The sequence below is a fragment of the Arthrobacter sp. B1805 genome, assembly GCF_002929745.1.
Taxonomy (GTDB): domain Bacteria; phylum Actinomycetota; class Actinomycetes; order Actinomycetales; family Micrococcaceae; genus Arthrobacter_D.
On record NZ_PJIQ01000008.1, the window covers coordinates 1 to 24466 of the forward strand.

Annotated in this window: 23 protein-coding genes; 9 read left to right on the forward strand and 14 right to left on the reverse strand. The window is 69.6% G+C overall.

Annotation, left to right across the window (positions count from 1 at the left end):
- The 4 genes from CXQ96_RS10235 to CXQ96_RS10250 all read left to right on the forward strand — a co-directional run.
- Window positions 1-597 (forward strand): cbb3-type cytochrome c oxidase subunit I (locus CXQ96_RS10235; protein WP_181036425.1); only part of this gene is annotated, 597 nt, incomplete at its 5' end.
- Entirely contained in the window at window positions 594-818 is a 225-nt protein-coding gene (locus CXQ96_RS10240; RefSeq protein ID WP_104117955.1) for a hypothetical protein, read from the forward strand. The genes CXQ96_RS10235 and CXQ96_RS10240, both read left to right, overlap by 4 nt.
- 176 nt (window positions 819-994) lie before the next feature.
- On the forward strand, window positions 995-1594 hold the full coding sequence (locus CXQ96_RS10245; RefSeq protein WP_146070854.1) for a hypothetical protein: 600 nt from the start codon (window positions 995-997) through the stop codon (window positions 1592-1594).
- A 148-nt stretch (window positions 1595-1742) separates the two neighbouring features.
- Window positions 1743-2498: a YcnI family protein gene (locus CXQ96_RS10250; protein WP_104117957.1), complete on the forward strand. Its 756-nt coding sequence runs from the start codon at window positions 1743-1745 to the stop codon at window positions 2496-2498.
- A gap of 99 nt (window positions 2499-2597) precedes the next feature.
- Here CXQ96_RS10250 and rsmD read toward each other — a convergent pair whose 3' ends face one another.
- The 11 genes from rsmD to CXQ96_RS10305 all read right to left on the reverse strand — a co-directional run bounded on the left by rsmD (window position 2598) and on the right by CXQ96_RS10305 (window position 14060).
- On the reverse strand, window positions 2598-3188 hold the full coding sequence (gene rsmD / locus CXQ96_RS10255) for a 16S rRNA (guanine(966)-N(2))-methyltransferase RsmD (protein ID WP_104117958.1): 591 nt from the start codon (window positions 3186-3188) through the stop codon (window positions 2598-2600).
- A gap of 44 nt (window positions 3189-3232) precedes the next feature.
- Window positions 3233-4276 carry a sulfate/molybdate ABC transporter ATP-binding protein gene (locus tag CXQ96_RS10260; RefSeq protein ID WP_104117959.1) on the reverse strand — a complete coding sequence of 348 codons (1044 nt, stop codon included), beginning with the start codon at window positions 4274-4276 and terminating at the stop codon, window positions 3233-3235.
- On the reverse strand, window positions 4273-5154 hold the full coding sequence (locus CXQ96_RS10265) for an ABC transporter permease (protein WP_258059030.1): 882 nt from the start codon (window positions 5152-5154) through the stop codon (window positions 4273-4275). Before CXQ96_RS10265 ends, CXQ96_RS10260 begins: the two co-directional genes overlap by 4 nt.
- Window positions 5144-5911 (reverse strand): molybdate ABC transporter substrate-binding protein, encoded by a 768-nt coding sequence (gene modA, locus CXQ96_RS10270; RefSeq protein ID WP_258059031.1) that lies wholly within the window; start codon window positions 5909-5911, stop codon window positions 5144-5146. Before modA ends, CXQ96_RS10265 begins: the two co-directional genes overlap by 11 nt.
- A gap of 50 nt (window positions 5912-5961) precedes the next feature.
- The gene (locus CXQ96_RS10275) at window positions 5962-6366 is read right to left on the reverse strand and encodes a molybdopterin-binding protein (protein WP_104117960.1); all 405 of its coding nucleotides are present in this window, start codon (window positions 6364-6366) and stop codon (window positions 5962-5964) included.
- Window positions 6367-6405: 39 nt separating this feature from the next.
- On the reverse strand, window positions 6406-8640 hold the full coding sequence (locus CXQ96_RS10280) for an ATP-dependent DNA helicase RecG (RefSeq protein ID WP_258059032.1): 2235 nt from the start codon (window positions 8638-8640) through the stop codon (window positions 6406-6408).
- Window positions 8630-9574, reverse strand: a complete 945-nt coding sequence (locus CXQ96_RS10285) for a DAK2 domain-containing protein (protein ID WP_104118124.1) — start codon at window positions 9572-9574, stop codon at window positions 8630-8632. Before CXQ96_RS10285 ends, CXQ96_RS10280 begins: the two co-directional genes overlap by 11 nt.
- A gap of 22 nt (window positions 9575-9596) precedes the next feature.
- On the reverse strand, window positions 9597-10565 hold the full coding sequence (gene thiL / locus CXQ96_RS10290; RefSeq protein ID WP_258059056.1) for a thiamine-phosphate kinase: 969 nt from the start codon (window positions 10563-10565) through the stop codon (window positions 9597-9599).
- Between the two features lie 160 nt (window positions 10566-10725).
- Entirely contained in the window at window positions 10726-12141 is a 1416-nt protein-coding gene (locus CXQ96_RS10295) for a bifunctional dTDP-4-dehydrorhamnose 3,5-epimerase family protein/NAD(P)-dependent oxidoreductase (RefSeq protein ID WP_104117962.1), read from the reverse strand.
- A 2-nt stretch (window positions 12142-12143) separates the two neighbouring features.
- The gene (rfbB, locus tag CXQ96_RS10300) at window positions 12144-13142 is read right to left on the reverse strand and encodes a dTDP-glucose 4,6-dehydratase (protein ID WP_104118125.1); all 999 of its coding nucleotides are present in this window, start codon (window positions 13140-13142) and stop codon (window positions 12144-12146) included.
- 135 nt (window positions 13143-13277) lie between these two features.
- The gene (locus CXQ96_RS10305; RefSeq protein ID WP_146070855.1) at window positions 13278-14060 is read right to left on the reverse strand and encodes a hypothetical protein; all 783 of its coding nucleotides are present in this window, start codon (window positions 14058-14060) and stop codon (window positions 13278-13280) included.
- A gap of 190 nt (window positions 14061-14250) precedes the next feature.
- Between CXQ96_RS10305 and CXQ96_RS10310 the strand changes: the two genes are divergently transcribed.
- Together CXQ96_RS10310 and CXQ96_RS10315 are read left to right on the forward strand one after the other, a co-directional pair.
- Window positions 14251-14739: a DUF3515 family protein gene (locus tag CXQ96_RS10310; RefSeq protein ID WP_104117964.1), complete on the forward strand. Its 489-nt coding sequence runs from the start codon at window positions 14251-14253 to the stop codon at window positions 14737-14739.
- A 56-nt stretch (window positions 14740-14795) separates the two neighbouring features.
- Window positions 14796-15653 (forward strand): SMP-30/gluconolactonase/LRE family protein, encoded by an 858-nt coding sequence (locus CXQ96_RS10315; RefSeq protein ID WP_219816124.1) that lies wholly within the window; start codon window positions 14796-14798, stop codon window positions 15651-15653.
- A 177-nt stretch (window positions 15654-15830) separates the two neighbouring features.
- Here CXQ96_RS10315 and CXQ96_RS10320 read toward each other — a convergent pair whose 3' ends face one another.
- A complete protein-coding gene (locus CXQ96_RS10320) occupies window positions 15831-16670 on the reverse strand; it encodes an SDR family oxidoreductase (RefSeq protein ID WP_181036426.1) in 840 nt (279 codons plus the stop codon).
- 131 nt (window positions 16671-16801) lie between these two features.
- Here CXQ96_RS10320 and CXQ96_RS10325 point away from each other — a divergent pair, with 131 nt between their 5' ends.
- Together CXQ96_RS10325 and CXQ96_RS10330 are read left to right on the forward strand one after the other, a co-directional pair.
- The gene (locus CXQ96_RS10325) at window positions 16802-17839 is read left to right on the forward strand and encodes a glycosyltransferase (protein WP_104117965.1); all 1038 of its coding nucleotides are present in this window, start codon (window positions 16802-16804) and stop codon (window positions 17837-17839) included.
- Window positions 17840-17990: 151 nt separating this feature from the next.
- Window positions 17991-18221, forward strand: coding sequence for a DUF3072 domain-containing protein (locus CXQ96_RS10330; RefSeq protein ID WP_104117966.1), 231 nt, complete (start codon window positions 17991-17993; stop codon window positions 18219-18221).
- A gap of 58 nt (window positions 18222-18279) precedes the next feature.
- On the opposite strand, the gene ribA is transcribed toward CXQ96_RS10330, so the two are convergent.
- The gene (ribA, locus tag CXQ96_RS10335; protein ID WP_104117967.1) at window positions 18280-19677 is read right to left on the reverse strand and encodes a GTP cyclohydrolase II; all 1398 of its coding nucleotides are present in this window, start codon (window positions 19675-19677) and stop codon (window positions 18280-18282) included.
- Window positions 19678-19751: 74 nt separating this feature from the next.
- Window positions 19752-20669, reverse strand: a complete 918-nt coding sequence (locus tag CXQ96_RS10340) for a LysR substrate-binding domain-containing protein (RefSeq protein ID WP_104118128.1) — start codon at window positions 20667-20669, stop codon at window positions 19752-19754.
- Between the two features lie 143 nt (window positions 20670-20812).
- On the opposite strand from CXQ96_RS10340, the gene CXQ96_RS10345 reads away from it, so the two are divergent.
- Complete coding sequence (locus tag CXQ96_RS10345) at window positions 20813-24349, forward strand: bifunctional proline dehydrogenase/L-glutamate gamma-semialdehyde dehydrogenase (RefSeq protein WP_104117968.1); 3537 nt, start codon at window positions 20813-20815, stop codon at window positions 24347-24349.
- The last annotated feature ends 117 nt before the right edge of the window (window positions 24350-24466 follow it).

The following is a 24466-nucleotide window of genomic DNA, read 5'->3' on the forward strand; positions in this document are numbered from 1 at the left end:
ATCATCCTGGCCTCGCCGCCGCTGGACTTCCACGTCTCCGACACCTACTTCGTCGTTGCCCACTTCCACTACGTGGTGTTCGGCACCGTGGTGTTCGCGATGTTCGCCGGGTTCTACTTCTGGTGGCCCAAGTTCACCGGCACCATGCTCAACGAGCGGTGGGGCAAGATCCACTTCTGGATGCTGTTCCTCGGTTTCCACGCCACCTTCCTGGTCCAGCACTGGCTCGGCGTCGAGGGTATGCCGCGACGCTATGCCGACTACCTGCCGGAGGACGGCTTCACGGAGATGCACCAGTTCTCCACCATCGGCTCGTTCCTCCTCGGGGCGTCCATCATCCCGTTCTGGTGGAACGTCTACATCACCTGGCGGCACGGCAAGAAGGTCGAGGTCGACGATCCATGGGGCTTCGGAGCCTCGCTCGAGTGGGCGACGTCGTGCCCGCCGCCACGCCACAACTTCACGTCCATCCCCCGGATCCGCTCGGAGCGTCCTGCCCTCGACCTGCACCACCCCGAACTGCAGCAGACACACACTCCCGATGACAGCGCCGCGAGCTTCATGGGCGCGGCAGACCGGAAGGACGCGAAGGAGTGAGGGAAGCACCTGCGCCGTCGCCCGCCGGTCCCACCACCGTCGCCTTCGCGTGCGTGGTCCTGGCCCTCACCACCGCAGGGCTCGGGCTGCTGGTCGCCTTCCGCGAAGTCGCACCGTGGAACGGGATAGCGCTGTGCCTGATCGTGACGTCCCTTCTGGTCGGCCTGGTGGGCGGCGCCCACCTCCGTCGCCACCGCGATCCTGCGCAGCCGACACGGTGACCGCCCCGACGGGAGATACCCGACCGGCGCTCCACCTGTTCGTGGCCGGCGCCCATCCGCGGAGGCCTGCCGAGCGAAGTAGGTGTACGCTCGCGCGTCGTCCGGCAGTTGTACCCTGAGAAGGGCGCACCCCGTCAGGAGCGCCACATGACAGGATGAACGGGGAGGAGGGAACGATGGCTGCCTCGGGGCTTCCCTATGCACGATCCGTCGTTCTCGTCTCACTGATCCTCTCGGTCTCCTCCGCATCGCACGTCGTGGCCGCCGGGCACCTTCCCGCTGCCGGAGTCATGGTCCTGTTCGGCGTGCTGCTGCTCGTACCGACCCTCCTGATGGCCCGGCGGACGCTCACGCTGCGCTCATCCCTGGTGGCCATGGGATCAGGGCAGATGCTGCTGCACCATCTCTTCGGCATGACCGCCGTTCCGGCCGTGTGCCAGAGCTCGTCGGCCACGCCCGGACACCATGCAGCCTTCGAACTCGCGTGCTCGCCGGTTGCGTCGGAACAGCTCGGAGCAGGCACGGCGCCTGCCATGATCGTCCTGCACGCGATCGCCACCCTCATCCTCGCTTTCGCCGTCGCTCGCAGTGACACAGCGGTCGAGCTCCTGCACGCATGGCTCCGGCCCCTCCTCGCGCCGCCGGTCGTGCCTCCCCTCGCGGCCCCGGCACATCGTCCGGCCCCCGACGCCACCGCGCCCCTCGCGCCGTTGTCGGTTCATGCCGCCGTGCCGACCCTCCGGGGACCGCCGGCGTTGGTCCTGTCCCCAGCCTGACCCAGCCTCGCCGATAGGAGGAGGTCCACCATGGACCTCGCCGGCGGCAGCTGGGCGCGCGGCGGGCACCGCCAGCACCCTCCATCAGCTTCCGCTGCTCCATCGCCCGCGTTCCCGCGGATGGAGCGCATCCCCGAAAGGCAGTTCAATGACTACGTCCTCCCCCAAGCGCGCCCTCACGACCGGCGCCATCGCCCTGACGACGGCAGGGTTGATGGCCATCGGCCTCGGCGCAGCCAGCGCGCACGTCACCGTCGCACCGGCGTCGACGACCGAGAACGGCTACTCCCAGCTCACCTTCAGCGTGCCGAATGAGTCCGAGAGCGCCGCCACGAACAAGCTCGAGGTGCAGCTCCCCATGGAGCAGCCCTTCACGTCGGTCCGCGTCAAGCCGGTCGAGGGCTGGACGGCGGAGGTGGTGACGGGCACCCTTCCGGAACCTGTCACGACCGCCGACGGCGCCACCCTGACCGAGGGCCCGCTGTCGGTCGTATGGACGGCCGAGGCCGGCGCCGAGATCTCACAGCAGGAGTACCAGACGTTCTCGATCTCGGTCGGCCGCCTTCCTGAGGCGGGTTCCACGGTGATTCTCCCGGCTACGCAGTCCTACACCGATGGCGACGTCGTGGAATGGAACCAGGAAACCGTCGAGGGAGCGGAGGAACCCGACAAGCCCGCGCCCTCCTTCGTCACCACCGCCGCGGGCGAGGGAGAGGACTCCCATGGCTCTCACGGAGGCGCTGCCGGAGGCACCGAGACCGCTGAAGCAATCGACGCCGAGCAAGCGGTAGCGAGCACGGAGGCCGGTTCCTCGTCGGCCCTCGGCTGGGTCGGTCTCGTCGCCGGCCTGCTGGGACTCGCCGCCGGCGTGACCGCCCTGGCGAGGACGCGACGCACGGCGTAGCCCGCGGAACCGGCGCGGCACCGGAGTGCGAACCGGTGCCGCGCCCCAGGGGCCCCGGAATGGTTTGCTGGGTCGGACCGGGAGAGGGTCAGGGGCCGCTCAGGGGATCGGTGGATTCGCCTCAACGGCAGGCTCGAGGAACCACAGGCGGGTCTCCCCGTATTTCTTGTCCGAGAAACGCTCGAGCCAGGCCGGCCAGGCGGGCTCGGGCGACCGCGCGGATCGCTCCACGACCACGACGGCGCCTTCAGCGAGCCTCGACTCGAGGGCCACGAGAACGGCGATTACGCCGTCGGCCCCGACCGTATAGGGCGGGTCCATGAGGACCAGATCCCACTGCAGTTCAGGGGCCACCCGCTCCAGGTAGGTCTCGACCTTCGCCCGGTGGACCCGGACGGCCGTCCAGCCGAGCACACGATTCACCAGGTCGGCGTTCCGCTGCGCCACTGCTGCAGCCCTGTCGGCGGACTCGACGAGGTCTACGGTCGCGGCTCCCCGGCTCGCGCTCTCCACGCCGAGCGATCCTGATCCCGCGTAGAGGTCGAGCACATGGGCTCCGTGCAGGACGTTGTAGGACTCGAGGCGCGAGAACAGTGCTTCCTTCACACGGTCGGTCGTGGGTCGGGTCCCATTGCCCTCGACGCTGGCCAGGGTGGAGCCGCCCGCGGCTCCGGCGATGATGCGGGTCATGTCCAGACTCTATCGCCCGGCCGTAGCGCAGCGCGGATCGGCCCCTAGACGGGGTAGACGACGGCGTCGTGGTGCCGCAAGCCCAGGAACACCTCGGCTCCGGGCTCGATACCGAGCTCGACGACGTCCGCGGGAGTGACGTCCGCCGAAAGCCCCGCTGCATGCACGCGGACGGTATCGCCGCGGTGTTCGGCGTCGTCCACGACGGCCCTGATCCAGCTCCAGCCGGGCTCTTCGCCCGGCGCGCGGGCCACGGCGACTCGCGCCGGGCGCACGGCAAGGGCGAGCCGCGGTCCTTCGGGCGTTCCCTCGCCCACCGGCACCTCCAGCCCGTTGCCGGCCCGGAATCCGGTCGCCGTCCGTTGGCCCGCCACGAGGTTGAGGCCGGCGAGGCGCGCTCCGAAGGCCGTGACGGGGCGCGTGAGGACGTCCCTGGTGCGGCCGGCCTCCACGACCCTGCCGGAATCGAGGATGAGGACCCTGTCCGCAAGCAGAAAAGCGTCGAGCGGATCGTGCGTGACGATGATGGCGGAGCGATGCGCCAGGACGTTGCGCAGAAGGACGCGGAGGGCCGGGGCGACGGTGACGTCGAGGGCTGCGAGTGGTTCATCCAGCAGCAGCAGGAACGGATCGGCAGCCAGCGCCCGCGCGACGGCGACCCGCTGCGCCTGACCGCCTGAGAGCTCGGCCGGCCTGCGGGCAGCGAGGTCGGTGACCCCCACCCGTTCCAGCCAGCGTCGGGCCGTCGAACGGGATGCGCGCCGGCGCTCTCCCCGGCTCCGGGGTCCGAAGGCGACGTTGTCGAGGGCCGTGAGGTGGGGGAACAGCAGAGCCTCCTGCGCCAGCAGCGCGACACCGCGGTGCCGCGGCTCCATGAGGACGCGGCGGCCCTCGGTGACGTCGAACAGGAGCCTTCCGTCCAGCTCCGCGCGGCCCGCCGTGGGTGCCAGCAGGCCTGCGAGGAGCCCGAGCAGCGTGGACTTGCCTGCACCGTTCGGACCGAGGACGGCGAGGGTCTCCCCCGCCTCCAGCTCGAACGCGACGTCGAATCCGCGGTCGGCGACGGTAGCGGCGAAAGTGAGGCTCACGGGAGACGCCCGTGCCCGCCCGGGGGCCGCGCGGATCCGCCCGGAGCGGCCCGGAGGGCCCCGAGCGGCCTCACCCGGTGCGCTATGCCGACGACCACGACGGCGACCACGACGAGGATGAGCGACAGAGCGACGGCAGCGTCGGGATCGGTCTCCCGCTGCAGGTAGACCTCGAGCGGCAGCGTCCTGGTCGTACCCTCGAGGCTCCCGGCGAACGTGAGGGTGGCCCCGAACTCCCCCAGCGCGCGGGCGAACGAGAGGACCGCCCCCGACACGAGGGCGGGCAGGACGAGGGGCAGGGTGATGCGCCGGAGCACCGTCCAGCGGTCCGCCCCGAGCGTGGCACCGACGGCTTCATAGCGGGTTCCGACGGTGCGGAGGGCTCCCTCGAGACTGAGGACGAGGAACGGCAGTGCGACGAATGTCTGGGCCATCACGACCGCCGTCGTCGAGAAGGCGATGTCGATGCCGAGCGTGCCGAGGGTGCTGCCGAGCAATCCCCGACGGCCGAAGGTGTACAGGAGGGCAATGCCGCCGACCACGGGCGGAAGGACCAGGGGCAGGAGCACGAGGGATCGGACGAGCTGCTGTCCGCGGAACGACGTGCGGGCGAGAACGAGGGCCATGGGTACGCCCACGACGACGCAGAGTGCGGTCGCGGTGAGCGATGTCCGCAGACTGAGCAGGAGCGCTGCCTGCGCGCTGTCCGAGCTGACGAGGGGAAGGAAGCGCGGCCAGTCGACCCGGAGTGCCATGGCTGCGATGGGCAGCAGGACGAAGAGTCCACCGACGACGGCGACGGCCACCACCCAGCGTGGAACGCGTGCCGTCTCCGCACCCGCCGCCGCAGACCGGGGACGTGCGGGCCTAGGGTGCACCGAAGCCAGCCGCCCCGAGCACTGCCCGCCCGACCGGACCAGACGCGAACTCGACGAACTCCTGAGCCGTCGCCGGAGAGGCGCTATCGGCGAGAGCCGCGATCGGGTAGGTGTTGACGGCACTGCCGGCCTCCCGGATCCCGATGCCTCGGACAGCAGCTCCCGCAGTCCGGACATCCGTCACGTAGACCAGCCCGGCGTCCGCCTGACCCGACGTAACCTTTCCCAGTACGTCCGTCACCGAGGACTCCTCGCTGACGGGAACCAGGTCGACGTCGGCTGCCGCCTGGAGCCTCGCCGCTAGGGCACCGCACGGTACTCGCTCCGCACAGACGACCACCTTCACTCCCGGCCTGGCCGCGTCCTCGAGCGAGGTGATCCCGGCAGGATTATCGGACGGGACCGCCAGCTGGAGGGTATTGGTCGCGAACGCGACCGGTTCGTCGGCGAGCAGGTCCGCTTCGGCCACCTTTGCCATGCTCTCCTCGTCCGCCGAGGCGAAGACGTCCGCCGGCGCGCCCTCGCTCAGCTGACCGACGAGATCCGACGACCCTGCGAAATTCAGGGTCACCTGCGAACCCGGATACGCCGCCTCGAACTGCCCGGCCAACTCCGTGAAGGGTGCCGTGAGGGAGGCCGCAGCGAAGACCGTGATGCTGCCGTCCGAAGCATCATTGGGCACGGGGCGTGCAGCGTCCGGGCCGTCGGTTCCACAGGCAGCTACGCCCAGCACGACGGCGGCCAGGGCGGCGGGCACCGTCAGGCGCCTCGCTCCAGCCCTGGAGGCCCGCCTGGCCGACACCGGGTTCACGCCCGACCGGAGGGGGTCTCGATGATGACGGTGGTCGCCTTGACGACCGCTATCGCAACGGATCCCTGCTCGAGCCCGAGTTCCCGGACCGCCTCGCTGCTCATCAGGGACACCACGCGATGCGGACCGCATTGCAGCTCGACCTGCGCCATGACGGTGTCGAGGACGATCCCGGTGACGATGCCGACGAACCGGTTGCGTGCCGAGCGTCCGATGTCCGACGGGTCTCCCGGCAGGACCGCGTTGCGGTGTGCCAGCTGCGCGAGCTCCAGTGCGTCGACGACAGCCCTGCCCGAGGCATCCTTGGAGCTGCCGAGTATGCCGGTCTCGATCCAGCGCCGCACGGTGTCGTCGCTCACGCCCAGGAAGCGGGCGGCGTCGGCTATCCGTATCTGCGTCACGGAAACGATGCTACGCCCTCATCTGCGGCGTTCCTAGCGCTAGCCCTTCTCGAGGAAGGCTTCCTTCTCCGGGTTCAGATAGAGGTCGATGGCGAGGAGGAGGCCGGGGTGGGCCCGCAGATCCGGATCCTCGGCGACGATGTGCTGGGCATCCTCCCGCGCCTTCTCGATGACCTTGCCGTGCTGCGTGATCTTCAGGAACCGCAGCGCCGACCGGCCGCCTGACTGCGACGCACCGAGGATGTTGCCCTCCCGTCGGAGCTCCAGGTCCTTCTGGGACAACTCGAACCCGTCCGTCGTCGAGGCGACGGCGGACAACCGCTCACGGCTCGGATGGTCGGGCTCGAGCTTCGTGACGAGGAGGCAGGTTCCGGCGTGCCCGCCGCGACCGATGCGACCGCGCAACTGGTGGAGCTGGGAGATGCCGAAGCGGTCCGCGTCCATGATGACCATCAGCGTCGCGTTGGGTACGTCCACCCCGACCTCGATCACGGTCGTCGCGACGAGCAACTGCACGCTCCCCTCGGCGAAGCGTGACATGACGTCCGCCTTGTCCTGTGGGTCCATCCGCCCATGCAGCATCCCGCTCGTCACTCCCTGCAGCTGCGGGACCCCGCCCAGGGACTCGAAGAGGGCGACGACGCTGGTCAGCTCCTGCTGGCCGCCGGACTTCCGGTCGACCTGCGGTTCCCCGTACAGCACCTCGGGAGCATCCTCGTCGGCTTTGCCGTCGTCGCCGATCTTCGGGCACACGACGTACACCTGACGCCCCGCGTCGATCTCCTCGCGGGCCCTCGACCAGATCCGGTCGATCCAGGCCGGGTGCTCCGTGAGCCCTACCTCGTGCGTGGCGATCGGGGACCGCCCCGCCGGCAGCTCGGACAGCGTCGACGTCTCGAGGTCCCCGAACACCGTCATCGCGACCGTCCGGGGAATCGGCGTCGCGGTCATCACGAGGACATGCGGGGACGTGCGTGCCTTCGTCCGCAGCGAGTCACGCTGCTCCACCCCGAAACGATGCTGCTCGTCGACGACGATGAGCCCGAGGTCGAAGAACTCCACGTTGTCCGACAGCAGGGCGTGCGTGCCGATGACTATTCCTGCGTCACCGGAGGCAGCATCGAGCAGCGATCTCCTGCGCTGCGCGGTCGACATCGATCCCGTGAGAAGGACCACGCGCGTGCCGTCGGCCGCACCTCCCAGCATGCCGCCCTCGGCGAGGGGACCGAGGGTCCTGGTGATCGATTGGAGGTGCTGGGCGGCGAGGACCTCCGTGGGCGCGAAGAGGGCTGCCTGCCCGCCGGCATCGACGACCTGCAGCATCGCGCGCAACGCCACCAGGGTCTTGCCGGAGCCGACCTCGCCCTGCAGGAGCCGGTTCATCGGATGATCCAGGGCGAGGTCCTCGGCGATCGTCCTTCCGACATCGAGCTGCCCCTGCGTCAGGGTGAACGGCAAGCTCGCGTCGAACTGGTCGAGCAGTCCGCCGTCGCGGGGCTGTCGTGCCGTCGCCTGCTCGCGAGCAGCCAGTGCCCGTCGCCTGGCGAGGGCGGCCTGGAGGACGAATGCCTCCTGGTACCTGAACCGGTGCTGCGCACGGTACGCGTCCTCGATCTGGAGGGGACGGTGCACGAGCTCATAGGCGGTAGCGAGGCTCATGAGCTTGTCCCGGCGGGCGATCGCCTGGGGCACGGGATCGTCCAGCTCCGAGAGCCGGAGCGTATCCAGCAGCGTGCCCACGGCGATCGCGATCCGTTCGCTGCCGAGTTTCTCGACGGCCGGGTAGACCGGGATGGGGCGATTGACGTACTCGGGGTCGCCGTCGCTCTCGTCGAGGAGGACGTAGCGGGGATTGGTCAGCGAGAGCTTGCCGCGGTACACGGTGACCTTGCCCGAGAACATCGCACGCACGCCGGGGCGGAGTTCGCGTTCGGCGCCGTACCCGTTGAAGAACGTCAGGTTCATCTGACCGATCCCGCCGTCGGCGTCATCCGTGATCACGACTTCGAGGAGCATTCCTTTTCGGGTGTGCATCCTGCGGGAGTTGGCGGACTGCACGCGGGCGATCAGCGTGACCTCCTCGTCCACCGGCACGTCGGCGATCGGGGTCAGCTCGCCGCGCTTGAGATAGGTACGCGGGAAGTGGTTGAGCAGTTCGCCCACCGTAGTGATGCCGAAGTGCTTGGCCAGTAGCTTCGCGACCGGGCCCAGATGCCGGTCGAGCGGTGCGTCGAGGTCCGAGGCGGTCACCGACCGCGCCGTGTCAGGAGTCACCGGCCTCGGCTCCGATCGCGGGGGCGGCGAGCTGGGTCACCGTGATGTTGACCGGCTCGCCCGCCTGGTGGATCAGGGCCAGGGCGGGAGCGGCGTCCGGCACGTGGACATGGACGCGCCAGCGGTAGCCCTCGGGAACCTCGGTGACGGCACTCATGATGACCGAATCACCCAGTTCGTCGAGGTGGAGGCGCAGGGTCGCGGCATCGAGCGGACTGAGGTTGATGGTGCACATGACCTCGACGCCGTCGGCATCACCGCCGTTGTGGATGTGCGGCGCCTGGATGTCGTAGCCGTGGAGGCCGTCGAGCAGTTCGTCCTGCAACTCCTCGCCGAGCGCCGCGGCACGCAGCGCATCGAGGATCAGCAGGAACCCGACCCCACCGGCGTCCACGACCTTCGCGGCGGTCAGGGCGCCGAGCTGCGATTCCGTCTGCACGACTGCGCGCAGGGCCTCCTGCACGGAGGACCTCAGGGTCAGCGCGAGCGCGAGATTGCTGTCGTCGGCGGTGTGCGCGGCCGCGGTCTCGGCAGCTCCACGCGCGCTGGCTTCCAGTACCGACAGCATGGTGCCAGGGACAGGATCGCTCAGGGCGGACCAGCTGCGGATCTGCGCGCGGTGCAGCGACGACGCCAGGAGAGTACAGGTGAGTCGCGTGGTTCCGTGCAGGGGCTCGGCGAGGGCTGCCAGGAACACCGCGAACAGGGTTCCCGAGTTTCCCCGCGCGTCCTCCATTGCTGCCATCCCAGCGATGGCGAGCAGGTCACCGAGGTCCGAGGTGTCGGCGTCATGGGCGGCTCGGGCCGCGGCACGGACAGTCTGGTACAGGTTCGTCCCGGTATCGCCGTCCGCCACCGGGAAGATGTTGATGGCGTTCAGGCGGTCGCTGTGGTTGCCGAGCGACTCTTCGGCCTTGCTCAACCATCGCTTCATCGCCACAGCATTAGCGGTGACTTTAGTGTGCAAAATGATCCCATCCCCTGAGGGCCGTCGCCCGTGACGCCAGTGTCACCAGTGGCTTGCCCGGCACTACCGAGCCTACCGCAGTGAACCCGGGTGGCAGGGAGCGATCTGCCGGGAAGGTCGCCAGCAGACCATGGTCCTCCCCACCACCGAGCACCCAGTGCATCGGATCCTCTCCCAGCAGATCTGCGGTCGAGCGGAGTTCCTCGGCGAAAGGAAGGAGGGCTGCCGGCCGGAAGTCGAGCTGCACTCCGCTGGCCGTCGCTATCCGTGCGGCGTCGCGGACCAGCCCGTCCGAGATGTCGAGCATGGCGCTCGCCCCGGCGGCGGCGGCTGCCGGGCCCGACGCGAGGGGTGGGACCGGACGCAGCTGTGCCGCCGCCAGTTCCTTTCCTGCAGGACCGAAATCGGCGATGGGGCGGCCGTCCTCCAGGAGGGCAAGACCGGCGGCCGCACGGCCCAATGTTCCCGCGATGGCGATCGTGTGACCTGGTTCGGCGCCCGAGCGGAGCACGGGAGCACCCCGGAGCACCCCTGTCACGGCTGCCGTGATCACGAGCTGCGCTCCCCCACCGAGGTCTCCGCCGACCACCGAGCAGTTGTCGGCGCCGAGCTCGCTGATCGCTGCCGCAAGTCCACGGGCGCAGTCCTCGACCCACGCGACGGACGTGGCCGGAGGAAGCGTCAGGCTCACGACGAGCGACGTCGCCGTGCCACCCATGGCGTTGATGTCGCTCAGGTTCTGGGCGGCCGACTTCCAGCCCACGTCATACCCCGTCGTCGTGAAGCCGTTCGGCCGCACCAGTCGGAAGTCGTGGTCCTCCACGAGTGTGTCCATCGAGATGACCACGGGCCCCGATCCCGGCACCAGCACCGCGGCGTCGTCGCCCGGCCCGACCAGCGCGCCCTTCGACGGACCGAGCAGCGGGATGATCCTCGCAAGCAGCTCCCGCTCGCCCATACCACCGACCGTGGGACCGCCACCGACCGTGGGACCGCCATCGGTGGGGGCGGTCCGGGCGCCGGAGGCGGGACGCGGGTCCGGTCCCTGCGATGCATCAGGCATGGCGCCTACCGTACGGTGCGCGACCGACGGATCCGGTCGGCTCTCGACGACCGGCTCACGAAGTCAGCGCAGTGACGTAGGCGGCCAGGCGGTCCGCCGCGGCCGCCGGCAGGAATCCGGTCGCCTTGAGCTTCGTCAGATCGAGAGTGCTCCGCAGCGGTCTCGGCGCTGCGGCCTTGCCGGCGAAATATTCGGAGGTGGTGACGCCCGTGACGTCGGAGCGGTCCCTGCCGCAGAGCGCGTACACGTCCGCCGCTATGTCCGCCCAGCTCTGCGGGTCGCCGTCATTCGTGACGTTGTAGGTACCGAACGGAGCGCGTGTCGCCAGGAGATGCAGGATGGCGGCGGCGAGGTCCTCCGTGAAGGTGAGACGGCCGACCTGGTCGTCGACGACGCTCGGCGAGACACCGCGACCTGCGAGGCCAGCCATGGTGCGCACGAAGTTGTTTCCCTCACCGATCACCCAGCTCGTCCGCAGGATGTAGTGGCGGGGGGAGGTTGCGACGATCGCGTCCCCTGCCGCCTTCGTCTGGCCGTACACGCCGAGCGGGCTGAAGGGCTCGGCCTCGTCGTGGACATGGCGGGAGCCGTCGAAGACGTAGTCGCTCGAGATGTGGACGAGCGTCAGGCGATGCGCCGTGGCCACCCTCGCGAGGGCCGCGACGCCCGCCACGTTGACGGCCCAGGCGGCGGCGCGTCCGTCAGGTGTCTCCGCTGCATCGACCGCTGTATAGGCTGCGGCGTTGATGATGGTGTCGTAGGCGGCCCACTGCCGTGCGCCGTCGAGGTCTCCGAGCAGGTCCAGGTCGTCGCGGGAGGCGAACTCGACGGACGCGTGGTCGGCGAGGGCGCTCCGCAGTGCCTTGCCGAGCTGGCCGTCCGCGCCGACGACGAGCGTCTTCCGCGGAGCCAGCGGTGTCACGTCCGCCAGGCGGGGGTGATTCCGGTCCTTCTCTGACAGCTCCGCCTCCGACAGCGGGACCGGCCACGCGATGGCGGCCGTCTCGTCGGCGAGGTTGAGGAAGACATACTGATCCTGCGCGTCGGCGGACCAGTGGTCGTTGACGAGGTAGGTGTACGCCGTCCCGTCCTCGAGGGTCTGGAACGCGTTGCCGACGCCCCGGGGGATGAAGATCGCCGTCGACGGATCGAGTTCCGCGGTGAACACCGCGCCGAAGGACGGCCCCTCCCGCAGGTCCACCCACGCGCCGAACACGCGGCCGGTGGCCACGGAGATGAATTTGTCCCACGGTTCGGCATGGATGCCGCGCGTGGTGCCCGCGGTCTCGTTGAACGAGATGTTGTTCTGTACCGGACCGAAGTCGGCGAGGCCCTCCGCCGTCATCTTGGCCCGCTGCCAGTTCTCCTTGAACCAGCCGCGGTTGTCGCCGTGCACCGGGAGGTCGAACAGCAGGACGCCGGGGATGGGCGTCTCGCGGGCTGCGAGCGGCTTCGAGAAAGTGGGACCCACGGCTACTGCCCCAGCTCGGTGTACTTGGACTCCGTGACGGCCTTCTGTGGGCGCCACCACGCCTCGTTGGCCCGGTACCAGCCGATGGTGTCGCGGAGGCCCTGCTCGAAGTGGTGGAACTCCGGCGTCCAGCCGAGCTCCGTCCGCAGCTTCGTGGAATCGATCGCGTAGCGCAGGTCGTGTCCGGCACGATCCACCACGTGGTCGTAGGCGTCGGTCGGCTGGCCCATCTCGGACAGGATGAGCTCGACGACGTCCTTGTTGTTCCGCTCCCCGTCCGCTCCGATGAGGTAGGTCTGGCCGATTTCCCCCTCGTTCAGAATTGTCCACACCGCCGAGGAGTGGTCGTTCGCGTGGATCCAGTCGCGCACGTTCAGTCCCTCGCCGTACAGCTTCGGCCGGATGCCGTCGATCACGTTCGTGATCTGGCGCGGGATGAACTTCTCCACGTGCTGGTAGGGGCCGTAGTTGTTCGAGCAGTTGCTGATGGTCGCCTGGACCCCGAAGGAACGCACCCAGGCACGGACGAGGAGATCGGACCCTGCCTTCGTCGACGAGTAGGGGCTCGAGGGGTTGTAGGGCGTGCTCTCGGTGAAGCGCGCGGGGTCGTCGAGCTCGAGGTCGCCGTACACCTCGTCCGTGCTGATGTGGTGGAACCTCTTGCCGTACCGTCGCGCCGCCTCGAGCAGCGTGTAGGTACCGATGATGTTCGTGTCCAGGAACGGGCGCGGATCGTGCAGCGAATTGTCGTTGTGCGACTCGGCGGCGTAGTGCACGACGGCATCCGCTCGCTCGGTCAGCGGATCGACGACGGCGGCATCGGCGATGTCACCCACGACCAGTTCGAAGCGGTCGGCGGGAAGCCCTTCGAGCGAGGCCTGGTTGCCGGCGTAGGTCAGCTTGTCGAGGACCGTGACGGAGACGTCCGTGTGCTCCATCAGGTAGTGGACGAAATTGGACCCAATAAAGCCGGCTCCGCCGGTCACCAGAAGATTCTTCACGTCCTGCACTTTACCGGTCACGTGCTGTCCCGCCCGATTCGGCCCGCACGCGGGAGGCGGCCCCGGCGGTCTCCCGGGCCATCCAGGGCGACAGGAGTCGTGCGAATTCAGGCCGTGAGGGGTCAGGACCGGGGGTCAGGACTGGTGGCGTCCGCGACGGCGTATGGCCAGGACGACGACGACGGCGAGCGCAACGGCGAGGATTCCCGCGCCGATCACCGCGACCGGGGCCAGGGAGGCAGCGCGTTCCTCCTCCGCTGCGACCCCCGCGGTGCTGGACCGGGCTGAGGCCGTCGTCGTGCGGCTGCTCGGCGTGGAAGGGGCGGACGTGGGGGGAAGGGCCGCCGTCGCGGTGACGACGGGAGCCGACGGTTGCGTCGGGGACGGCGCGACCGGTACCGGCACGGGCGCGGGCGCGGGCGGTGACGCGTCCGGCGTCGTCCCGCCGGCGCTGGGGCGTGGCACCAGCACCTCGCCGGCGATTGCGACGACCTCACCTGTCGTGGAGTCGTAGCGCAGATTCGTGTAGATGAGCGTGTCGGCGAACAGGAGGTACCCGGTCCCCGGTTCGATCAGGTGCCCGGAAGCCGGGTGGACCAGGAAGCCGGTGCGCTCGTTGATCGCGAACCCCGTCTCCGGGTCGGTGCCCGAGGTCGCCGTCGGATCAGGGACGGGCGGAGCCGGTTCGACGAACGTGGTCTGGGGCTGTGGCTGCTCGACGACGGCGGGCTCCTGCTGGCCCACGACGGCAGGACGGGGCCCGGGCGGCGTGCCGGGTCCGGTAGCGGCGGCCGGCGCCGCGAGGACGGCAACCGCGACCAGTGCTGCCAACGGCCCGGAAATGGCTGTGGCGACGACACCGGGAACGGTTCGTCGGAAGACTGGGATCACCGGGGTCCGGCGGTGGGGCGTTGTCATGCGTCCTCGGCTCGCGCTCTCGCACCAGGGCTGCGGTGGGTCGCGGCGCCGGATGCGGGTGGAAGGGGGCAGCCTGCGGTCGACTGCGGCCCCTGCAGCATACTGTCACCGTCCGTCGCTGCCGCGCTTCTCGCGAGCAGAACCCGTTCCGTGTCGGTTCCGGCCTCCTGCCACCTACTAGGGTGGTGCCATGCCTGCCTATCCCCGCGCCATGACCGCACTGGCGTTTCTCGCGGCACTCGTGGTCGGGCTCCCCGGCTGCGCATCGGTCGTCGACGTCGACGCGGCAGGGGACGCGGCGAACGCGCGCTGCGCCGATGTCATGATCGCGTTGCCTCCCACGGTTGCGGAGAACCAACAGCGCGCCACCAACAGCCAGGCGACATCCGCCTGGGGCGATCCCTCGAAGGTCGTCCTGCGCTGTGGCGTGGACGTCCCCGGGCCGACCACCGATCCGTGCGTGACCGTGAACGACGTCGACTGGGTGCTGCGGGAGGGTGATCCCGCCTGGACCGCGACCACCTACGGGCGCGATCCCGCCGTCGAGGTCCTCTTCGACCCGGACGAAGTGGCGTCGAGCACCGTCCTCGTCGAGCTGGGGAATGCCGTGTCGCGCGTCGAGCAGGCCCGTGCCTGCGTCGGCCTGGCCGACGCGACCCCCGCGCCCACGGGCGGTTGACGCGGGTTCGAGCCCCACGCACGACGCACCCCACCCGACGACTGCCAGGAGGCACCGTGAAAGCCGAGCAAATCTCCGACGTCTGCACCTTCCACGGCGAGGGACCCTACTGGGATCCGCGCCGCGGCGAGCTCCTGCTGGTCGACATGATGCAGGGTGACGTCCTCGTACGTCACGACGACGGAAGCTTCGATCGGCACGACGTCCACCCCCGCCTCGCGGGAGTCATCCGCGGCCGCGCGTCGGGCGGATACGTCGTCGGCGTCGAGCGGGGATTCGTGTTCGCCGACGACGCGTTCTCGACCCTGGAACAGGGCCCGGAGGCGTTCGGCGACTCCACCGTCCGCATGAACGACGGCGGATGCGACCCCGCAGGCCGGTTCCTCTGCGGGTCGATGGGCTGGGAGGGCGGCTTCGGAGCGGGCAGCCTGTATTCGCTCGGCCACGACCACGCCGTGTCCACCGTCCTGACCGGCATCACCGTGTCCAACGGCCTGCACTTCTCCCCGTCGGGCGATACCGCTTTCTTCAGCGACACGCCCACCGGACGCATCGACGCCCTCGGGTACGACGTGGGTAGCGGACGATTCACCGACCGCCGGACGTTCGCCGTCGTCGAGCCGGCGCTCGGCATGCCGGACGGCATGGCGATCGACGCCGAAGGCGGTATCTGGACGGCGCTGTACGCGGGCGGGGCGATCGCGCGCTACGACGCCGCGGGCAGGCTCAGTGAGCACATACCGCTGCCGGTGACGAACGTGACCGCGTGCGCGTTCGGCGGCGAGGACCTGAGAACCCTCTTCATCACGACGACCCAGGAGAACATCCCGGAGGGCTCCGAGCCCACGGCGGGCGCGCTCTTCGCCGTCGAGACGGGAATCGCCGGTGCTCCCCTGCCGATGTTCGAGGGCTAGGGCGGTACCCCTCCCGCGCGGCGCCCGGGAGGGGTACTGCCCATGGGGCGACGTGACACGACACCGGACGGCTGGGTGCCACGCCCCACGCCCCGCGCGACGTGTCATGTCGCGTCGAGTCGAGTCGAGTCGAGTCGAGTCGAGTCGAGCTCCCGGAGTAGCCATCCGGGACGCGTATCAGAGGATCGGCTGCCCTCCGGTCACCGCGATGCGTGCACCTGACACATAGCTCGCCTCGTCCGAGGCGAGCAGCACGTACACCGGGGCGAGCTCTGCCGGCTGGCCCGCGCGCTGCATCGGCACCTGCTGGCCGAAGCTCTCGACCTGCTCCTCGGGCATCGTGGCCGGGATCAGCGGGGTCCAGATGGGCCCGGGGGCCACGGAATTCGCCCGGATGCCGCGCTCGGCCAGCAGCTGCGCCATCGAGGCGGTCATGTTCGCGATGCCGGCCTTCGTCGCGGAGTAGGGCAGCAGCGTGGGCACCGGGTTGTCCGAGTTGACCGAGCTCGAGCCGATGATGGAGGAACCCGGCCCCATGTGCGGCAGGGCAGCCTTCGTCAGGTGGAAGAAAGCGCTGAGGTTGATGGCCAGAGTGCGGTCCCACTCCTCGTCCGGGATCTCCTCGATCGACTCGTGGGTCATCTGGAACGCGGCGTTGCTGACGAGGATGTCCACCCTGCCGAACACCTCGACCGCCTTGTCGATGACGGCGCGGCAGGTCGCGGCGTCGGCCAGATCGCCCGGGAACAGCACGGCCTGCTGCCCTGCTTCCTCGACCCAGCGGGCCGTCTCCTGTGCGTCCTCGTCCTCGTTGAGGTAACTGATGAGGACGTCCGCGCCCTCCCTGGCGTAGGCGATTGCGACGGCACGGCCGATTCCGCTGTCACCGCCCGTGATGACGGCCTTCTTGCCGCTGAGTCGGCCGCTCCCGCGGTAGGACTGCTCACCGTGGTCAGGCGTCGGCTCCATGGCCTCGGTGGTTCCGGGCGGTTCCTGCTGCTGTGCGGGCTGGCTCACTGTTCCTCCTGTGTCTACGGGTGATCGACCTCGTGGGTCCCTTGCACACCCACCGTAAGCAGCCTTAGTAATTGAAGGGAAGCGGACGAGCGTCCGGTGAACCCGTTGCACAAGGAGGACACAGGCTCCCCATGCGGTATTCAGCCGAGTACATCCTGCCGTTGAAGTGGACCGGCGAGGGCCCGCTGGCGGAATTGGCCCGTTACCTGGCGGACCTCGTGCAGTGGATCGACGTCACCGTGGTGGACGGTTCTCCGGGACCGATCTTCGAGGGGCACGCTCGCGCTCTCCCGCCAGGGGTCCGCCATCTCCCGCCCGACCCCGGACTGGTGGGCGGCGGCGGCAACGGCAAGGTCCACGGCGTCCTGACCGGCCTTTCCGCGGCGCGGCATGACCTCGTCGTCGTCGCCGACGACGACGTCCGGTACCGGCGCCCCGAACTCGAGCGCCTGCTGGAGCTCCTCGAGCAGGCCGACATCGTCCGCCCTCAGAACTACTTCGCGCAGCTGCCCTGGCACGCCCGGTGGGACACCGGTCGGTCCCTGCTCAACCGGGCAGCGGGCTCCGACTACCCCGGCACGCTCGGTGTCCGGCGCAGCACCGTCCTCTCCACGGGCGGCTACTGCGCCGATGCCCTGTTCGAGAACCTCGAACTCATCCGGACCGTACGGGCCGCCGGGGGCCGGGAGATCCGGGCGGACGAACTCTTCGTCGCGCGGCTCCCCTGTTCCTCGCGGCACTTCCTCAAGCAACGCGTCCGCCAGGCGTACGACAGCTTCGCCCAGCCCGGGCGGCTCGCGATCGAGCTCAGCCTCTTTCCCGCCGTCGTCCTTGCACGACCGGAACCCCGCCACCTCGCGCTGGCCGGACTCGCCGTCGTGGCACTGGCGGAGACAGGCCGCCGGCGCCGCGGAGGGCGGACCGTCTTCCGTCCGACGGCAGCGCTGTGGGCGCCGGCCTGGGTGCTCGAGCGCGCCGTCTGCAGTTGGCTCGCCGTCGCCAGCCGGGCGCGAGGGGGCGTGCGGTACGCCGGTGGCCGGATGCTTCTCGCCGCGCACTCGGAGCGACACCTGCGGTCCCACCTCGCGCAACGCGTCGGTCCGATGCCGCACGCGCACCCGATTCCTGCCACTGCCACCGCTGGTGCGCAGGTGCCCGGCGAATCCTGAGCCGCGACGTCGCCGGTCGACGACGCCTGCTTTCCTCGGCTTGCAGTCGCATCCACCGCTCCGAGCAGGTCGGGCTGTCAACCCTCCCGGAACGAAACGGGAAAGTAAGTAGACTGATGACTCACGCAGGACACGACGACAAGGAACAGACATGGCAGACACACTGGGAAGTCCGAAGTCCGAGCCCGAGGGCGGTTTCGAGCGGGACCCCTCGGACTGGGTGACGGGCGACGAGCCCATGACCGCCGCCCAGCGCAGCTACCTCGACACGCTTGCACGCGAAGCCGGCGAGGAGATCCCGGCGGACATCACCAAGGCCGAGGCATCCGAGCACATCGACCGGCTGCAGGGCAAGAGCAAGAGGCTCGGCGACGACTCCTGATCGTTCCGGCATGACCTGACGGCCCGGCCGACCGCACCTCAGGGCCCGGATCCTCGCCCTACCGCGTCGCCGCGAAATTGAATTCGGTGCAGATGTCCTGTCCGAACACGAAGCGACGGACGGGCGCGGTCCGGGCCTCGGCGAGTGCATCCGAGCCGGAGAATCTGATGCCGGGCACGCCGTCGCCTACGAGGACGGGCGCGGTCGTGAGGTAGAGCCTGTCGAGCAGGCCGGCCTCGAGGAAGCGTGAGACGGTGTTCCCGCCGCCTTCCACGAGGACCTTCTCCATCCCCCTCGCCTGCAGTACGTCCAGGACTCGCGCAGGTGCGAAGTCGTCCATGGGCAGCCGCACCACCTCCACCGAGGCCGGCACGCCCTCGGGGACGACCGCGTCGCGCGCGACGATCCAGAGCGTGGGCACGCCGTCGTCGGCCAGGACCCGCGCGTCGACATCCACTTTCGCGCCTGCATCGAGCACCACGCGGACCGGGCTGGTACCGGGCACGTCCTCGACCGAGAGCGAGCAGTCCTCCGCGAGGACGGTGGACGCGCCGACGACGACGGCGTCGACGAGGGCGCGCAGCCGCTGGAGGTGCGCGCGGTCCCCCCGGTCGTCGTGGAACCCGGGGTCACCCGACCGCGAAGCGATGAAGCCGTCGAGGCTCTGCCTCAGCTGCCCGACGACGATCCGTCCGGTGGCACCGGCGAGATACCCGTAGCGGTGGGTGAGTTCCTCCGCCTCGCCGCGCGCGGGTGCCGCTGGCAAGACGCCGTCGAGGAGGGAGCTCCAGGCATCCGCGGACGGGGCGACGTCGTGCCTCATGCGCGCACGCTTGGTCGCGAGGTATCCCGCGTTCTCCCTGCGTTCGGACACGGCGAGTCCGTGGCGCTCGACGACGGCGATGCCCAGCTCCTCGAGTGCTTCCTCCTTCGCCGGGTTCCCGGACAGCAGGCGGACGGACGTGATCCCGAGGTCCTGGAGGATCTCCGCGGCCTGGTCGTACCGCCTCGCGTCGACGGGAAGCCCCAGCTCGGTGTTCGCATCGACCGTGTCGATGCCCTGATCCTGCAGCGCATAGGCCTTGAGCTTGGCGAGCAGACCGATGCCGCGCCCTTCATGCCCCCGGACATACACCACGACGCCGCGACCCTCCCCGGCGATGGCAGCGAGCGCCGCCTCGAGCTGGTCGCCGCAGTCGCAGCGCCAGGACCCGAAGGCGTCCCCCGTCAGGCACTCGCTGTGGACCCGGACGAGCGGAGCCGAACTCGTCATGCTGCGCGCTCCACCGTCGGCGTCGTCGATCCCCTGCGTGAGGGCAACGTGCTCAATTCCCCCGCTGTCGCGGTAGCCGATCATGCGGAAGAGGCCGTGCCTGGTGGGCAGGACGGTCTCCGCGACCCTCTCGACGGTGGCCGGCACGGCTGCCGGTTCGAGCTGCGGGGACGTGGTGGACATGAGACAACCTTAGGAGCGGGGCGGCATGACGGGAAACTGCGTGTCGCAGGGAACAACCGTGGCAGAGGGGCGTCCTATTGCGGTGACGGAGTGTGGGGCACCCCTGCCGCAGCCCGTCCGAGGACCTCCCGGAAAGCGAGCACCGCCGGCCGGCGTGCACCCGCACGTCGCACCGAGGTGAAGATCGAACGACGCGGGCCCTCGTCGAGATCGAAGAGCTGCACCGGCACGTTACGCCCCGTCCAGACGAGATCGGGCATGAGGGCGACGGCGTTGCCGGACTCGATGAGCCGGATCTGCGCCTGGAGGTCCGCCGTCTCGTAGCGGACGTCCGGCTCGAACCCGGCGCGGCGGCACGCCTGCTCCGCCCAGTGACGGGAGGCCGCTCCCCTCGGCTCCATGACCCACGCGGCATCGGCGGCCTCCGCGACAGCGGAGACCCCGCCGTGGTGAAGCCCGGCCCGCGGAACAGCGAGGCGGATTGCGTCCTCCGTCAGCGGCACGTGGTCCAGTTCAGGGTGGCGGGGAGCCGCGTGTCCAGGGTACTGCTCAGCGATCACGAGATCGAAGTCGCGGGCGAACGTCTCGTACAGGGCTGTTTCAGGTTCGCGCTGGACCATCTCCACGCGCACGTCCGGATAGTCCCGGCTCATGGCCGTCAGGGCATCCGGCATCAGCGCGAGCGCAGCAGACTGGAAGACTGCCACCCGGACCGTCCCGGACACCGTCGTCAGGGAGGCCGCGAGATCGGCTTCTGCCCGTTCCAGTGTCTCCAGCAACTCCGCCGTATGCGCGACCAGCACCTCGGCCTGCGGTGTCAGGACGACCCGGCGGCCCGTCTTCCGCAGCAGCTCGACACCCACCTCCTTCTCGAGCAGGGCGAGCTGCTGCGACACGGACGACGGGCTGTAGCTCAGGGCGGCCGCGACGTCGGCGAGCGTGCCGCGGAGCTTGAGCTCGCGCAACAGGCGCAGTCTGCGCAGATCGAGCACGGAACCTCCCACGTTCGGTTTCTGTGATGAATATCCTTCGGAATTCATCGCTTTTCCTAATCCTACTGGGAGCCCGATACTGAACCTGAAGTAGCTGCTTCATCCTGTGCCCGGCGTGAGCCGTCGAACCGAAAGCCGTTGCCATGACAACCCAGATCCCGCCCCGCGAGGGTTTCGCCGCTACCCCGGCACCCCAGGACGCGCCCAGCACCCCCTACCCCGGGTCCGACGACACATCCGCGCACTTCTCGGCCGGTCCCGGCGGCACCACGGACATCCCGGCGGCGCTGCCGGAGGAATCGATCGCCCTCGTGCGGCGATGGCTCGTCGAGGCGTCGAAGGTCCCGGTCGACGCATCCGCCAAGCAACTCGCGGGCGTCCTCAAGGACCCGAACGGGCTCGCCTTCACCGTCGGCTTCGTCGACGGCGTGATCCGCCCCGAGGACCTCTCCGTCGCGGCGCGCAACCTCGGCGCCATCGCACCCATGGTGCCCGGCTTCCTCCCCTGGTACATGCGTTCTGCCGTGAAGGTCGGCGCCGCCGTCGCCCCCGTCTTGCCGCAGGTCGTCATCCCGATCGCCCGGCGCGTCCTGCGCGAAATGGTCGGGCACCTCATCATCGACGCCTCGGACGCCAGACTCGGCCGGTCGATCAGCAGGATCAGGCGCGAAGGCATCCGCCTGAATGTCAACCTGCTCGGCGAGGCGGTCCTCGGGGATCATGAGGCGGAACGCCGACTGGAGGGCACCGTCCGGCTCCTCGAGCGCCCGGACGTCGAGTACGTCTCCATCAAGGTGTCCTCCACCGTCGCCCCGCACCCCGCATGGGCATTCGAGGAGGCCGTGGAGCACGTGGTAGAGAAGCTCACTCCGCTGTACAGGCTCGCGGCGACTTCCGAGAAACCCAAGTTCATCAACCTCGACATGGAGGAGTACAAGGACCTCGACCTCACGATCGCGGTCTTCATGGCGATCCTCGACCGGCCCGAGTTCACGAACCTCGAGGCCGGCATCGTGCTGCAGGCGTACCTCCCCGACTCCCTGGCAGCCATGATCCGGCTGCAGGAATGGGCGGCTGCCCGTCGCGCCCGCGGCGGTGCCGGCATCAAGGTCCGCGTGGTGAAGGGAGCCAACCTCCCCATGGAGCAGGTCGAGGCGTCGCTCCACGACTGGCCGCTGGCGACCTGGGGCTCGAAGCAGGACTCGGACACGCACTACAAGCGCGTACTCAACTATGCTTTGCAGCCCGGCCGCATCGACAACGTCCGCATCGGCGTCGCGGGCCACAACCTGTTCGACCTGGCCTTCGCGTGGCTGCTCGCGGGCGAGCGCGGGGTACGCCACGGCATCGAGTTCGAGATGCTCCTCGGCATGGCGCAGGGGCAGGCGGAGGCCGTCAAGCGCGACGTGGGGTCCCTGCTGCTCTACACACCGGTCGTCCACCCGAGCGAGTTCGACGTCGCCATCGCGTACCTGATCAGGCGCCTCGAGGAGGGTGCGAGCCAGGACAACTTCATGTCCGCAGTGTTCGAACTCTCCGAGAACGAGGCGCTCTTCGAGCGTGAGAAGAACCGCTTCCTCGCCTCGCTCCAGCATCTCGATACCTCCATCCCGGCTCCCAGCCGCCGTCAGGACCGCACGCTGCCCGCCCCGGCGCACCCCGGGACCGGGTTCGTGAACACTCCTGACACCGATCCTTCCCTGCCTGCCAATCGGGCGTGGGGGCGGGCGATCCTCGAACGCGTGGCCACCTCCGAGCTGGGCAACGACCTCGTCGCCGCCACCAGCCTCGCCCGTGCCGAGGACCTCGAGGACACGATCGCCGGCGCAGTCTCCGCGGCCGCGTCCTGGGGAGACCTCACAGGGGCGGAGCGCGCCGAGATCCTGCACCGGGCGGGAGACTCGCTCGAGGCGCACCGCGCGGAGCTGATGGAGGTCATGGCTGCCGAGACCGGCAAGACGCTGGACCAGGCGGACCCGGAGATCTCCGAGGCCGTCGACTTCGCCCACTACTACGCCGAGCGCGCCCGCGAGCTCGACGACGTCGACGGCGCCCTGTTCTCTCCCGTCCGGCTGACCGTCGTCACGCCCCCGTGGAACTTCCCGGTGGCGATCCCGGCGGGCTCGACCCTCGCGGCGCTGGCCGCCGGGTCCTCCGTGATCATCAAGCCCGCCTCGCAGGCGCGCCGGTCCGGTTCCGTCATGGTCCAGGCCCTTTGGGCAGCAGGAGTGCCGAGGGGGGTCCTCCGCTTGGTGCAGGTCGACGAGGGCGACCTCGGGCGACAGCTCATCTCGGACCCACGGGTCGACCGCGTGATCCTGACCGGCGGGTACGAGACCGCCAAGTTGTTCCGGTCCTTCCGGACGGACCTGCCGCTCCTGGCCGAGACGTCCGGCAAGAACGCCATCATCGTCACCCCGAGCGCCGACCTCGATCTCGCGGCGAAGGACGTGGCGCAGTCGGCCTTCGGCCACGCGGGCCAGAAGTGCTCGGCGGCGTCCCTGGTGATCCTCGTCGGCAGCGTGGCTTCGTCGCCGCGGTTCCGCAACCAGCTCCTCGACGCGGTCACGTCGCTCTCTGTCGGCTACCCCGACGATCCCACCACGCAGATGGGACCGGTCATCGAACCGGCGGAGGGAAAACTGCTCGACGGGCTGACGGCGCTTGGCGAGGGAGAGTCGTGGCTCGTGGAGCCGCAGCGACTCGACGACTCGGGCCGCCTATGGAGCCCGGGCGTGCGCGACGGTGTCAGGCGCGGGTCCACCTACCACCTGACGGAGTACTTCGGCCCGATCCTCGGCATCATGACCGCGGCGACCCTCGACGAGGCCATAGCACTGCAGAACGACATCGATTACGGCCTCACGTCCGGCATCCATTCACTGGACAGCCGGGAGATCGCGACCTGGATCGACGGCGTGCAGGCAGGCAACCTCTACGTCAACCGCGGCATCACGGGCGCGATCGTCCAGCGCCAGCCATTCGGTGGCTGGAAGAAATCGGCGGTCGGCGCGGGAACCAAGGCGGGGGGACCGAACTACCTCGTGGGCCTCGGGGCGTGGACGTCCAGGGAATCGAAGGCACAGGATGCCCCCCTTCCCGTCGTCGCCCCCCTGCTGTCGGCGGCGCACAGCGCCGGTCTGTCCGCACCAGACCTCGCCCGCCTCGACCGCGCTGCCGCTTCGGACGCTGCTGCGTGGGCCGCCGAGTTCGGTCGGGTCAAGGACGTCTCGGGGCTGCCCGTCGAGCGCAACCTCTTCCGCTACCTTCCCCATCCCGTGACGGTACGGTTGGCGGAGGGAGCTCCCCTGGTGGATCTGGTGCGTGTCCTCCTCGCCGCGGTGGCCGCCGACTCCGTGGTCACGGTATCCAGTGCGGTCGATCTCCCGGCGTCGCTGCGGGCCATCGTCGCGCCGCGGTCCGACAGCATCATCATCGAAGACGACGAGGCATGGCTCGCACGCAGCGCGTCGCTCGCCACCCGGCGCGTCCGGCTCATCGGCGGGAGCGCACCAGCTCTGGCGAGGGTGACCGGTGGACGGCCCGACCTGGCGATCTACGCGCAGCCTGTCACCGAGTCGGGCCGGGTGGAGATGCTGCCGTTCCTGCAGGAACAGGCCATCAGCGTCACGGCCCACCGGTTCGGCACGCCCAACGGCCTCACCGAGGGCATCATCTGAAGCGTGTCACCAGCAGTGCATCGGTCCGCCCGGCGGGCTGTCCGGCCTGAAGGTCGTGCGGCCTCTGACACAATCGATCGGACAGCACGTCGCCGTTGCTGCCGAAAGGACCGACGC